Below are 13,279 nucleotides of genomic sequence, written 5' to 3' on the forward strand. Positions count from 1 at the left end.
GATCAGCACATCCTCGAGGTCCTGCAAAGTCTCTTCGTCCAGCTTGCGCTTGGTGAAGACGCCGGCAATGTTGCCGGTGAGCTCCTTGGAGGAGCGGGCAAGCCCGTCCTTCATGCGCTGGAACCAGGAGCGCCTCGGTGCCGGTTCGGGCGCCTTCCGCGGCTCGGCCTTCTGCTCGACCTTTTTGGTGACGGTCACCTTGCCAGGGGCGGCTTTCGGCTCCGGCGCGGGTTGTGGAAGAGACTGCGGCTCGGGCGCGATTTCCGCAATGACCGGCTGCGATTCGATCGGCGCAGGCTGGCGAATGGGAGGTGCGATTTCGGCGGCGGGCGCTTCGGCCACGAGAGCAGCCGGCATGGCTTCCACGGGTGGCGCCGAATCTTTCGCAAGTTCGTGCTGCCCCTCACCCCTACCCTCTCCCCGTGAAGGACGGGGAGAGGGGGGCGTCAGCGTTGAGGCTTCGTCTTCGATGTTTGCAAGAGGAGGCGCAACTTCACCGCTAGCCCCCTTCTCCCCGTCTCTATACGGGGAGAAGGTGCCGGCAGGCGGATGAGGGGCGGTGCCGGCCTCTGAAGACGGCTGAAGAGGGGACGGCGCCGGTGTCGGCACCTCGATCGGCGCTGGTGTTTCTGCCGGAACCTCGACAGGCGTCGGCACTTCGACCGGGGCCGTCTCCGGCTGCTTTTCCGGCCGCGACGGGACGATCTCCGGCTCGGCCGGCGCCGGAGCAGGGACTTCTTGCGGCTGCGGTTCGGGCGTGGGTTCCGGAACGGCGGGAGGTGTTGGTATCTCCTCGGGAGCCGGCGGCTCGGCTGGCGTCTCGGGCGCTGGTTCTTCTGCCGGCTCGGCCTCCGGCAGAGGTTCTGGCTCTGAGGGAACAGCCGGCTCCGGTACTGGCGGGATGGTTGGCTCCGGCTCGGGCGCCGGTTCCTCGACAGGCGCCGGTTGCGGCGCAGGAATTACCTCCGGCTCGACTACCGGCGCGGGCGTCGTTCCCGCCTCGGGCCGCGGCTCGTCGCGCTTCAAGAACTCCGGAACGACCTGTTCGGCCGCCGGCTTCAGCGTATCGAGTGCTTCCCATTTGATCGGCGGCAGCGGGGCGGTCTCGTCGATCCGCTCCTCGACAACCTCTTTCTTGCCGAACGAAAATATCTTCTTGAAAAAACCAGCCATGCTTTGCGTTTCTCAGGCGGCGCGGGCGGCAAGGGGCGCCGCGATCAGCCTGCTACCATCGTGGCCTGATATCTCAGCCCCGACGATCTCACCCGGTGCGCCCGTGCCGAGTGCGGCAAGCGTAAAACCCTCGGTGCGGCCAAGGCCGTCGCGCTCGATCAGGATCGACTGGCGCGTTCCGGTGAGCGACGACAGATGCCTGAAATAGGCAGCTTCACCGGCGGCACGCAGCCGGGCGGCGCGCTGCTTGACGACCTCGCGGCGGAGCTGCGGCATGCGCGCGGCGGGCGTGCCTTCGCGTGGGCTGAAGGGGAAGACGTGGAGATGGGTCAGGCCACACTCCTCGACAATTTTTTCCGAGTTCTCGAACATTTCGTCGGTCTCGGTCGGGAAGCCGGCGATGATGTCGGCGCCAAAGACGATACCGGGGCGCAGCTTGCGCACATCCTCGCAGAAGCGGATCGACTGATCGCGTAGGTGCCTTCGCTTCATCCGCTTCAGGATCATGTCGTCGCCCGATTGCAGCGACAGATGCAAATGCGGCATCAGCCTGGGCTCGGTGGCGATGGCATCGAGCAAATCGTCGTCAGCTTCGACCGAATCGATAGAGGACAGCCGCAGGCGCTTCACATCGGGCACCTGCCTGAGGATGGTCTTCACCAGCCTGCCAAGCTTCGGCGCGCCCGGCAGATCGGCCCCAAAACTGGTCATGTCGACGCCGGTCAGAACGATCTCGGCATAGGCGTTGCCGGCGAGCCGCTTGACCTGCTCGACCACGGCGCCCATCGGCACCGAGCGCGAATTGCCGCGGCCGTAGGGAATGATGCAAAAGGTGCAGCGGTGGTCGCAGCCGTTCTGCACCTGGACGAAAGCGCGTGCCCGGCCCTCGATGGCGTCGACCATGTGGCCTGCGGTCTCACGCACCGAAAAGATATCGTTGACGCGCGCCTTCTCGGTGTCGTTGACGCCGAAATCCGGCAGCGCGCGATAGGAATGCGCCTTCAGCTTCTCCTCATTGCCAAGCACGAGATCGACCTCGTCCATGGCGGCGAATTTTTCAGGCTCGGTCTGCGCGGCGCAGCCGGTGACGATGATGCGCGCCCGCGGGTTATCGCGGCGGGCCTTGCGGATCGCCTGCTTGGCCTGGCGCACTGCTTCGCCTGTCACGGCGCAGGTGTTGAAGATCACGGCGCCACCTTCCAGCGCGCCCAGACCGGCACTTTCAGCCTCGCGCCGCATCACCTGCGATTCATAGGTGTTGAGCCGACAGCCGAAGGTGACGACATCGATGCCCTGGGACATCGGGCTCTTGGGCAGAGCGGACATCAGGCCGCGCTTTCGGTGTCGCGGGCCCATGTCCCGTTCGACGGGTCGAAGCTGCCGGAAAATTCCCATTCGGCGGCGCCGGTCAGCACCACATGGTCATCGTCGCGCCATTCGACATGCAGCGTACCGCCGCCTGGCGTCAACAGACCGACGCTGCGGCCGGTCCGGTTGGTACGGGCCGCGGCCACCACGGCCGCACAGGAGGCCGAGCCGCAGGCCTTGGTCAGGCCGGCGCCGCGTTCCCAGGTGCGGATGACCATTGTTTCGGGCGAAGTGACCTGCGCGATGGTTATGTTGGCGCGCTCGGGGAACATCGGGTGGTTCTCGAGCAGCGGGCCGAAGCGGTCGAGCTCATAGGACCAGACGTTATTGTCGACCCAAAAGATGGCGTGCGGATTGCCCATCGAGACGACCGAGGGTGAATGCAGCACCGGCGCGTCGATCGGGCCGATCTGCAGCTCGATCATGCGGGTGTCGCGGAATTCCTCGGCCAGCGGGATATCCTGCCAGCCGAAGCGCGGCGTGCCCATATCGACCGAGATCGAACCGTCGGCATGTTCGCGCGCATTGAGGATGCCCGCCACGGTTTCGAAGGTGAAGATCTTCTGGCCGGTCTCGGCGGCGAGCGCCTGGACGACGCAGCGCATGCCATTGCCGCAGGCCTGCGCACCGGTTCCGTCGGAGTTCAATATGTCGATGAAAAAAGCGGTGCCCGGCGTCCTGGCATCGTGGATCGCCATGATCTGGTCGAAGCTGGTCGCGGCATCGGCGTTCAGCGCAATCGCCGCCGCCGCCGTCACCCGATCGGCACGGCCGCGCATATCGGCAACGATGATCTCGTTGCCGATGCCGTTCATCTTGGCGAAAGGGGCAGTGCTGGCCATTGCTCCGAAAAATTCCGTGTCCGTTTGGCGCTATATGGCGGAAACGGGCAGGAATTACCAGTGCGCAGCCGCTTGGTCACGGCGAAAGCGCCGGACTTACGTGACGGCGAAAATGCCCAGCACCACCAGCAGGAAGATGATCAGAACGATGCCGATAAGGATGCGCGCGCCGGTGGCGGCAGCACCTGCCAGCGCCGGCATGCCGAGCAGGCTCGCCGCCGCGGCGACGATCAGGAGGATGATGATCCATTTGAGCATGGCGATGCCTCGCAACCGACAGATTTTTCAACCGCATGAAAACGCTGTTGCCGCGCTGGGGTTCCGTCGAAACCGATGCGGATCAGGGCACTATGTGCTCCGGTACATTCCATACCTCGCCCGGCCGCAAGGCGCGAAAGCGCTGCCGTGGAATGCCTTGATCGTCAAGCGCCTCGGTCAATTTGCGCGCCGGCTCGTCGATCGGCTCGTCAGTGAGCTGGAAAGTTCCCCAATGACAGCCGGCGGCATGGGCGGCATTGCACAGCGTCATGCCTTGCACCGCTTCCCAGGGGTTCTGGTGCTGCGGCGCCATGAACCAGCGCGGCTCATAGGCGCCGATCGGCAGGATGGCGAAGCGGAAACCGCCATGTTTCTCGGCCATCCGCCGGTAGTTGATGCCATTGTGAAAGCCGGTGTCGCCGGCGAAATAGAGCTTGCTGTCAGGCGTTTCGACGACGAAGCCGGCCCACAGCGCCATGCGCCGGTCGCGGGCGCCACGCGCCGACCAGTGATGCACCGGCTCTACATGGACGGCGGCGCCATTGCCGATCTCGACCCTGTCGCCCCAGTCATGCGCCGACAGTCGCATGCCGGGCACGGCGGCTTCGATGATGGCGTCGTTGCCGAGCGGAGTGAGCACCAGCGGGTCGTGGCCGGCCTTCAGCCGCTTCAACGTGGCGAGGTCGAGATGGTCGTAATGGTTGTGGCTGACCAGCACGAGGTCGATCGGCGGCAGGTCGGCAAAGGCGATGCCTGGCGCATTGATGCGTTTTGGTCCGGCGAAGGAAAGCGGCGACGCGCGCAGCGACCAAACCGGATCGGTAAGAATGTTCAGACCTGCCGTCTGGACCAGCAAGGTGGAATGACCAATCATGGTCACTTCCAGCGCGGCGCCCTCGACCCTTGTCGCCGGCTTTGCCTGCGGAAAGGGGCTTGCATCGCTCGCCGGCCATTTCGAGCGCTGGCCATTCAACTGCCATTTCAGCAGGTCGGCGAAACGGCCGGGTGGCCGGCCGTCGGGATTGAAGAACAATGCGCCGTCGAAATGGTCGCTGGGCGGGCCGCTGTAATAGCGATTGGCGGCAGTCTTTCTCGCGGCCAATTTGCGGCTCCAGCAGGGTTTCGTTTTCCAGACATAGGCGCTGAGGCGGTTCGCGCAAGCGTCCACCGACGAAGTGTTGACCGGAATTCCCAAGCGACGCGCGACAAACGGTCAGCCGTCGCGATTGCGATAAATTTGCAACAATTCTTGCTGCAAACTGTATTTTAACCATATCGGGTTGAAATTTCGCCACCTTCTCCATCTTGGTGGGGGTGAGATTGTGCGGACGGCTTCCCCCCAGCCGGATCCGACGGAGGTTGGAATGACTTTTTCGAAAACCGGTCTGGTGGCCGTATCGCTGGCGGCCCTCGTTGCGAGTGGCTGTTCGACCTCACGTTTTTCCTCGATGGATGACCAGCAGCCGGCACCGCTGGAGGCCGCGCCCGCCGGCAAGGTGACGGCGAACCAACTGCCGCCGCCGGCATCGCCCGGCACCACCGACCCTTCGCAATTCCCGACCGCGCCGGCGAACACCCAGGTCGCCGCGCTGCCTTCGGACGGCTCGGCGCCGGCCGGCGCTTCCGACGTGACCGCCGCCAGCGTCGCCGGTGTCTGGAACGCCAGCGTTGCGGGCCAGAGCTGCAAGGTGGCGACACCGCAGACCAAATTCGGCGCCGGCTTCCGCGCCGGGCCGCTGCATTGCCCGGCGCCGATGGACGGCATCAAGTCGTGGAACGTCGCCGGCAAACAGCTGACGCTCTATGACGAGAGCGGCGGTGCGCTGGCGCGGCTCTATTCCTCGGGCGGCTCGAAATTCGACGGCCAGACTTCCAACGGCCAGCCGATTTCGCTTACGAGATAGTTTTTGTTTTACGCAATTCCGGTTCCCGGAATGGCTCCAGAACGACGTGACCGATGCATCTGCGTGACGGCCTCCAGACCCATGCGGCCGTCAGGCAGCGCTACGACCATCTGGTGGAAACCGGTACGATCGACCGCGATCCGGCGCAGGAACGGATCGTTGCGGCGCTTGACCGGCTGACCGATGAGATTTCGGCCAAGCGGCTGGCGCATAAGTCGAGCGCGCTGGGCTGGCTGTTCGCCCGCAAGCGCGAGACGCATGAGGCCGTCAAAGGCCTCTACATCCATGGCGGCGTCGGTCGCGGCAAGACCATGCTGATGGACATGTTCTTCGACTTGCTGCCGGTGCGGCGCAAGCGCCGCGTCCACTTCAACGACTTCATGGCCGACGTGCAGGACCGTATCCAGAAGCACCGGCAGGCGCGCAAGAATGGCGACGTCAGGGAAGACGATCCGATCCCGCCGGTGGCCAAGGCCCTTGCCGAGCAAGCCTGGGTGCTGTGCTTCGACGAGTTCTCGGTCACCGACATTGCCGACGCGATGATCCTGTCCAGGTTGTTTTCGGCGCTGTTTGCCAGCGGCGTGGTGCTGGTCGCCACCTCGAATGTGGCGCCGGAAAACCTCTACAGCGACGGGCTGAACCGCCAGCTTTTCCTGCCCTTTATCGGCATACTGGAGCGGCACACACAGGTGCTGGCGCTCGATGCCGACAAAGACTACCGGCTGGAAAAGCTCGCCCGGACACCGGTCTATGTCACGCCGGCCGATGCGGCGGCGGACCAGCTACTCGACGAGGCCTGGCAAGCCATGACGCGGGGCGCGCCGACCGCCGAGACATCGATTGCCCTCAAAGGACGGCAGGTGATCGTGCCGCGTGCGGCGGGCGATGCGGCGCGGTTCTCCTTCGCCGATCTCTGCGAGAAGCCGCTTGGCGCGCGCGATTTCCTGGCAATCGCCGGGCGCTTCTCAACCATTTTCATCGACCACGTCCCGGTGCTCGGCGAAGGCAAGCGCAACGAAGCCAAGCGCTTCATCCTTCTGATCGACACGCTCTACGACCATCATGTGCGGACGGTGATGAGCGCCGAAGCGCCGCCGCAAGCGCTTTATGCAGCCAAGCGCGGCGTCGAAGTCTTCGAGTTCGAGCGCACCGCATCGCGGCTGACCGAGATGCAAAGCCGCGACTGGCTGGAGGATTGGGCGGCGCGGCAGAAAGGGAAGCCGGCGCCAGAGGCACAGCAGGCGCAGGCCTGAGTTTCCAGAGATCCGTTGGTAGCGATCTTTCGTGCCCCCCGTCGGCAAGACAGAGGGGGACGCTGTCCCGCCGACCTCGGCTACCCGCATCACAAGGGCGTCATCGCCCGCATCCGGCCTTACGATCTCCATCTTCATCGGCTACTTCTTCCCAAGTCGGCTTACAAACTTTGACGTTTACGTAAATCCCAAATGATCTAACCGATTGAAAATGCTGACGCCAAAATAATCGTTTGAATTTTTTCTGTGCCGGGGCTATTGGGTGCGGCGAAAATTCGCGGTTCCCCGCAGCATTCCGGCCTCTTCTTCGACGCCGCCATCAAGTCACCAGAGATTTGAGACGTCGTCACCGACAAAGGGAAAACATCCTCACATGGCACGCAACAAGATAGCGCTTATCGGCTCTGGCATGATCGGCGGCACGCTCGCTCACATGATCGGCCTCAAGGACCTCGGCGACGTGGTGCTGTTCGATATTGCCGAAGGTATCCCGCAGGGCAAGGGGCTCGATATCGCGCAGTCGTCGCCGGTCGATGGCTTCGACTCCAGGCTCACCGGCATCAACGAATATGCCGGCATCGAAGGCGCCGATGTCTGCATCGTCACCGCCGGTGTGCCGCGCAAGCCCGGCATGAGCCGCGACGACCTTTTGGGCATCAATCTCAAGGTCATGGAACAGGTCGGCGCCGGGCTGAAGAAGTATGCGCCGAAGGCCTTCGTCATCTGCATCACAAACCCGCTCGACGCCATGGTCTGGGCGCTGCAGAAGTTCTCGGGCCTGCCCAATAGCCATGTCGTCGGCATGGCCGGCGTGCTCGACAGCGCGCGCTTCCGCTATTTCCTGGCCGAGGAATTCAAGGTCTCGGTCGAGGACGTCACCGCCTTCGTGCTCGGCGGCCACGGCGATTCCATGGTGCCGATGATCCGCTATTCGACGGTATCGGGCATTCCGCTGCCCGACCTCATCAAGATGGGCTGGACCTCGAAGGGGAAGCTCGACCAGATCGTGCAGCGCACCCGCGACGGGGGCGCCGAGATCGTCGGCCTGCTCAAGACCGGTTCGGCCTATTACGCGCCGGCCGCTTCGGCGATCTCGATGGCTGAAGCCTATCTCAAGGACAAGAAGCGCGTGCTGCCCTGCGCGGCGTATCTCTCCGGCCAGTATGGCGTCAAGAACACCTATGTCGGCGTTCCCGTGGTGATCGGCGCCGGCGGCGTCGAGCGTATTATCGAGATCGAGCTCAACAAGAGCGAGCAGAAGATGTTCGACTCTTCTGTGGCGACGGTGCAGGGCCTGACCGAGGCCTGCGTCAAGATCGCGCCGCAACTCGCCTCCAAATGAATCTCCAGCAAGTGAACCCCCAGTCGAACCGGAGACCATCCAGATGAACATCCATGAGTATCAGGGCAAGGCGCTGCTGAAGAGCTTTGGCGCGCCCGTGGCCGAAGGCGTGCCGGTGTTCAAGGCGAGCGAAGCGGAAGCCGCCGCCAAGGCGCTGCCGGGCCCGCTTTATGTGGTGAAGAGCCAGATCCATGCCGGCGGCCGCGGCAAGGGCAAATTCACCGAGCTCGGCCCGGACGCCAAGGGCGGGGTGCGGCTGGCGAAATCGGTGGCCGACGTCGTCGCCAACGCCAACGAGATGCTGGGCAACACGCTGGTGACCAAGCAGACCGGCCCGGCCGGCAAACAGGTCAACCGTCTCTACATCGAGGACGGCGCCGACATCGAACGCGAGCTCTATCTGTCGATCCTGGTCGACCGTTCGGTCGGCCGCATTGCCTTCGTCGTCTCGACCGAAGGCGGCATGGACATCGAGGCGGTCGCCCATGACACGCCGGAAAAGATCATCACCGTCGCCATCGATCCGGAAAAAGGCGTCACAACAACCGACCTGATGGCGCTCAACGGCGCGCTCAAGCTCGACGGCGATGCGGCCAAGGACGGTGATACGCTGTTCCCGATCCTCTACAAGGCCTTCGTCGAGAAGGATATGAGCCTGCTCGAGGTCAACCCGCTGATCGTCATGAAGAACGGCCGGCTGCGCGTGCTCGACGCGAAAGTGTCGTTCGACAACAACGCGCTGTTCCGCCACCCCGACGTGCTCGAACTGCGCGACACCACCGAAGAGGACGAGAAGGAGATCGAGGCGTCGAAATACGACCTCGCCTATGTCGCGCTCGACGGCAATATCGGCTGCATGGTCAACGGCGCCGGCCTCGCCATGGCGACGATGGACATCATCAAGCTCTATGGCGCCGAGCCCGCCAACTTCCTCGATGTCGGTGGCGGCGCATCCAAGGAAAAAGTCACGGCGGCGTTCAAGATCATCACCCGGGATCCGGCGGTCAAGGGCATCCTGATCAACATCTTCGGCGGCATCATGAAGTGCGACATCATTGCCGAGGGCGTCATTGCCGCGGTCAAGGAAGTCGGCCTGGAAGTGCCGCTGGTGGTGCGCCTGGAAGGCACCAATGCCGAGCTCGGCAAGAAGATCATCAACGACAGCGGCCTCAACGTCGTGTCGGCCGACGATCTCGACGATGCAGCCAAGAAGATCGTGGCGGCGGTAAAGGGCTGAGCGGATGCCTCCGCGCAAGATAAACCTCGTCGAGGCGGCGGATCGGACCATCACCAAGGTTTTCGATCCGCATATCGCCGGCGACGTCAACGACAGCCAGGCGAAGGTCGCCAAGTTCGGCGAGATGTTCGACTGGCATGCGCATGACCATGAGGATGAAGCCTTCCTCGTGCTGCGCGGGCGTATCGCCATCGATTTCCGTGACGGTCCGGTCGAGCTCGGCGAGGGCGACTTCATCGTCGTACCGCGCGGTGTCGAGCACCGGCCGCGTTCGCTCACCGCGGAACCGGTCGTGCTGATGTTCGAGCCGGCGACGACGCTCAACACCGGCAATGCCAAGAGCGACCTCACGGTCGCTGACCTGAAGCGGCTCTGACCATGTTTTCCTCGATCAACGGTTTTTAGAAAAGGGCTCCCATGTCCATTCTCGTCGACAAGAACACCAAGGTGCTGGTGCAGGGCCTGACCGGCAAGACCGGCACGTTTCACACCGAACAGGCGCTGGCTTATCACGGCACGAAAATGGTCGGCGGCATCCACCCCAAGAAGGGTGGCGAGACGTGGACCGGCTCAAAGGGTGAAAACCTGCCGATCTTCGCCACGGTCGCCGAGGGCAAGGAAAAGACCGGTGCCAACGCTTCGGTCGTCTATGTGCCGCCGGCGGGTGCCGCCGAAGCCATCCTCGAAGCGATCGAGGCCGAGATCCCGCTGATCATCTGCATCACCGAAGGCATCCCGGTGATGGACATGATCAGGGTCAAGGCCAGGCTCGACCGCTCGACCTCGCGCCTGATTGGGCCGAACTGCCCGGGCGTGCTCACGCCCAACGAATGCAAGATCGGCATCATGCCCGGAAACATCTTCCGCAAGGGCTCGGTCGGCGTTGTTTCGCGCTCGGGAACACTTACCTATGAGGCCGTGTTCCAGACCACCAATGTCGGCCTCGGCCAGACCACCGCCGTCGGCATTGGCGGCGACCCCGTCAAGGGCACCGAGTTCATCGACGTGCTCGAGATGTTCCTCGCCGACGACGAGACCAAGTCGATCATCATGATCGGCGAGATCGGCGGTTCGGCCGAGGAAGACGCCGCGCAGTTCCTCAAGGACGAAGCCAAGCGCGGCCGCAAAAAGCCGATGGCTGGCTTCATCGCCGGGCGCACGGCGCCGGCCGGCCGCACCATGGGTCATGCGGGCGCGGTCATCTCCGGCGGCAAGGGCGGCGCCGAAGACAAGATCGCGGCGATGGAATCGGCCGGGATAAAAGTTTCGCCTTCGCCGGCAAGGCTGGGCACGACCTTGGTCGAGGCGATCAAGGGTTAAAGTGAGTAGCGAGTAGTGAATAGCGAATAGGAAAGACAGACTAGCGGCGCGACCACTGGGGAATCCCTACTCGCTATTCGCTACTCCCTACTCGCTCCAAACAGGAGACGGAGCCAGGCTCCGCGGACAAAAATGGCAAGACAAGATCAGGCCAACGACCAATTTTCACTCACCTCTTTCCTCTATGGCGGCAATGCCGATTACATCGACTCGCTTTATGCGTCTTATGAGGACGATCCGGAGTCGGTAAACCCCGAATGGCAGGAGTTCTTCGCCGGGCTGAAGGACGACGCCGGCGATGTGCGCAGGAATGCCAAGGGCGCCTCCTGGGCCAAGCCCTCCTGGCCGCTGCAGGCCAATGGCGAACTGGTGTCGGCGCTCGACGGCAATTGGGGTATCGTCGAGAAGACGATCGAAAAGAAAGTCAAGGACAAGGCGGTCACCAACGGCGTCGTCCTGTCCGACGCCGACGTGCACCAGGCGACGCGCGATTCGGTGCGCGCCATCATGATGATCCGCGCCTACCGCATGCGCGGCCATCTGCATGCCAATCTCGACCCGCTCGGCATCGCCAAGCCGCTCGAGGACTACAACGAGCTGTCGCCGGAAAATTACGGCTTCACCGAAGCCGATTACGACCGGCCGATCTTCCTCGACAATGTGCTCGGGCTCGAATTCGGCAGCATCCGGCAGATGCTGGAAATCCTGACCCGCACCTATTGCTCGACGCTCGGCGTCGAGTTCATGCATATTTCCGATCCCGAGGAAAAGGCCTGGATCCAGGCACGTATCGAGGGCGCCGACAAGGAGATCACCTTCACCGCCACCGGCAAGAAGGCGATCCTGCAGAAGCTGGTCGAGGCCGAAGGCTTCGAGCAGTTCATCGACGTCAAGTACAAGGGCACCAAGCGCTTCGGCCTCGATGGCAGTGAAGCGCTGATCCCGGCCCTGGAGCAGATCGTCAAGCGCGGCGGCCAGCTCGGCATGAAGGAAATCGTGCTCGGCATGGCGCATCGCGGCCGGCTGAACGTGCTCTCGCAGGTGATGGCCAAGCCGCACCGCGCCATCTTCCACGAGTTCAAGGGTGGCTCGGCCGCCCCCGACGAGGTCGAGGGCTCGGGCGACGTCAAGTACCATCTCGGCGCCTCGTCGGACCGCGAGTTCGACGGCAACAAGGTGCACCTGTCCTTGACCGCCAATCCCTCGCATCTGGAAATTGTCGATCCGGTGGTGATGGGCAAGGCGCGCGCCAAGCAGGATTACCTGTTCGGCCGCAGCCGCGAGGAGATCGTGCCGCTGGAAGAGCGCGCCAAGGTGCTGCCGCTACTGCTGCATGGCGACGCCGCCTTCGCCGGCCAGGGCGTGATTGCCGAGATCCTCGGCCTGTCCGGCCTGCGCGGCCACCGCGTCGCCGGCACGTTGCATTTCATCATCAACAACCAGATCGGCTTCACCACCAATCCGCGCTTCTCGCGCTCGTCGCCCTATCCGTCCGACGTCGCCAAGATGATCGAAGCGCCGATCTTCCACGTCAATGGCGACGATCCGGAAGCCGTGGTGCACGCCACCAAGGTGGCGATCGAATTCCGCATGAAGTTCCACAAGCCTGTTGTGGTCGACATGTTCTGCTACCGCCGCTTCGGCCACAATGAGGGCGACGAGCCGGCCTTCACCCAGCCGATCATGTACCGCAACATCCGCACCCACAAGACCACCGTGCAGATCTACGGCGACCGGCTGATCGCCGAGGGTCACCTCACCCAGGCCGAGCTCGACCAACTCAAGGCCGACTGGCGGGCGCATCTGGAATCCGAGTGGGAAGTCGGCCAGCACTACAAGCCCAACAAGGCCGATTGGCTCGACGGCGCCTGGTCTGGCCTGCGCACGGCCGACAACCAGGACGAACAAAGGCGCGGCAAGACCGCCGTGCCGGTCAAGACGCTGAAGGAAATCGGCAAGAAGCTGACCGAGGTGCCGAAGGATTTCGAGGCGCACAAGACGATCATCCGCTTCCTCGAAAACCGCCGCCAGGCGATCGAGTCCGGCGAAGGCATCGACTGGTCGACGGCGGAGGCGCTGGCCTTCGGCGCCATCCTGCTCGACGGCAATCCGATCCGCCTGTCGGGGCAGGATTCCGAACGCGGCACCTTCTCGCAGCGTCACTCGGTCCTTTACGACCAGCGCGACGAGACCCGCTACATCCCGCTCAACAATCTGTCTGCGGCTCAAGCCGGCTACGAAGTCATCAACTCGATGCTGTCTGAAGAGGCGGTGCTGGGCTTCGAATATGGCTACAGCCTTGCCGAGCCGAAGGCGCTGACATTGTGGGAAGCGCAGTTCGGCGATTTCGCCAACGGCGCCCAGGTGGTGTTCGACCAGTTCATCTCGTCGGGCGAACGCAAGTGGCTCAGAATGTCGGGCCTCGTCTGCCTCTTGCCGCATGGCTATGAAGGCCAGGGTCCGGAACACTCCTCGGCCCGGCTCGAACGCTTCCTGCAGCTTTGCGCCGAAGATAACATGCAAGTGGCCAACTGTACGACGCCGGCCAACTACTTCCACATATTGCGCCGGCAGCTGAAGCG

At 63.6% G+C, this 13,279-nt stretch carries 11 protein-coding genes and 1 pseudogene; 7 read left to right on the forward strand and 5 right to left on the reverse strand.

The features are described 5' to 3' along the window. From EN749_RS18510 to EN749_RS18530, 5 genes and pseudogenes are all read right to left on the reverse strand, one after another. Positions 1 to 1,173: pseudogene (locus EN749_RS18510) on the reverse strand (signal recognition particle-docking protein FtsY); the annotation flags it as partial. A 12-nt stretch (positions 1,174 to 1,185) separates the two neighbouring features. After that, positions 1,186 to 2,499: a tRNA (N(6)-L-threonylcarbamoyladenosine(37)-C(2))-methylthiotransferase MtaB gene (mtaB, locus tag EN749_RS18515; protein WP_128363664.1), complete on the reverse strand. Its 1,314-nt coding sequence runs from the start codon at positions 2,497 to 2,499 to the stop codon at positions 1,186 to 1,188. Further along, positions 2,499 to 3,383 (reverse strand): diaminopimelate epimerase, encoded by an 885-nt coding sequence (gene dapF / locus EN749_RS18520; RefSeq protein ID WP_127808695.1) that lies wholly within the window; start codon positions 3,381 to 3,383, stop codon positions 2,499 to 2,501. The genes mtaB and dapF overlap by 1 nt, the downstream gene beginning before the upstream one ends. Before the next feature lie 96 nt (positions 3,384 to 3,479). Further along, positions 3,480 to 3,641 carry a DUF1328 family protein gene (locus EN749_RS18525; protein ID WP_013528842.1) on the reverse strand — a complete coding sequence of 54 codons (162 nt, stop codon included), beginning with the start codon at positions 3,639 to 3,641 and terminating at the stop codon, positions 3,480 to 3,482. Positions 3,642 to 3,723: 82 nt separating this feature from the next. Next, positions 3,724 to 4,743, reverse strand: a complete 1,020-nt coding sequence (locus tag EN749_RS18530) for an MBL fold metallo-hydrolase (RefSeq protein ID WP_128363665.1) — start codon at positions 4,741 to 4,743, stop codon at positions 3,724 to 3,726. Positions 4,744 to 5,005: 262 nt separating this feature from the next. Between EN749_RS18530 and EN749_RS18535 the strand changes: the two genes are divergently transcribed. From EN749_RS18535 to EN749_RS18565, 7 genes are all read left to right on the forward strand, one after another. Beyond that, positions 5,006 to 5,545: a protease inhibitor Inh/omp19 family protein gene (locus tag EN749_RS18535; RefSeq protein WP_023811288.1), complete on the forward strand. Its 540-nt coding sequence runs from the start codon at positions 5,006 to 5,008 to the stop codon at positions 5,543 to 5,545. A gap of 53 nt (positions 5,546 to 5,598) precedes the next feature. After that, entirely contained in the window at positions 5,599 to 6,798 is a 1,200-nt protein-coding gene (gene zapE / locus EN749_RS18540; RefSeq protein WP_128363666.1) for a cell division protein ZapE, read from the forward strand. 373 nt (positions 6,799 to 7,171) lie between these two features. Further along, positions 7,172 to 8,140 (forward strand): malate dehydrogenase, encoded by a 969-nt coding sequence (gene mdh / locus EN749_RS18545; RefSeq protein WP_127397343.1) that lies wholly within the window; start codon positions 7,172 to 7,174, stop codon positions 8,138 to 8,140. Between the two features lie 43 nt (positions 8,141 to 8,183). Then, the gene (sucC, locus tag EN749_RS18550) at positions 8,184 to 9,377 is read left to right on the forward strand and encodes an ADP-forming succinate--CoA ligase subunit beta (protein WP_128288557.1); all 1,194 of its coding nucleotides are present in this window, start codon (positions 8,184 to 8,186) and stop codon (positions 9,375 to 9,377) included. A gap of 4 nt (positions 9,378 to 9,381) precedes the next feature. Continuing rightward, complete coding sequence (locus EN749_RS18555) at positions 9,382 to 9,753, forward strand: cupin domain-containing protein (RefSeq protein ID WP_127397252.1); 372 nt, start codon at positions 9,382 to 9,384, stop codon at positions 9,751 to 9,753. 41 nt (positions 9,754 to 9,794) lie between these two features. Beyond that, positions 9,795 to 10,697, forward strand: coding sequence for a succinate--CoA ligase subunit alpha (sucD, locus tag EN749_RS18560; protein WP_127397251.1), 903 nt, complete (start codon positions 9,795 to 9,797; stop codon positions 10,695 to 10,697). A gap of 132 nt (positions 10,698 to 10,829) precedes the next feature. Continuing rightward, positions 10,830 to 13,279, forward strand: a 2,450-nt coding sequence (locus tag EN749_RS18565) for a 2-oxoglutarate dehydrogenase E1 component (protein WP_128363667.1), incomplete at its 3' end; no start/stop codon positions are given.

This window comes from Mesorhizobium sp. M7A.F.Ca.ET.027.02.1.1, assembly GCF_004022985.1.
Lineage (GTDB): Bacteria > Pseudomonadota > Alphaproteobacteria > Rhizobiales > Rhizobiaceae > Mesorhizobium.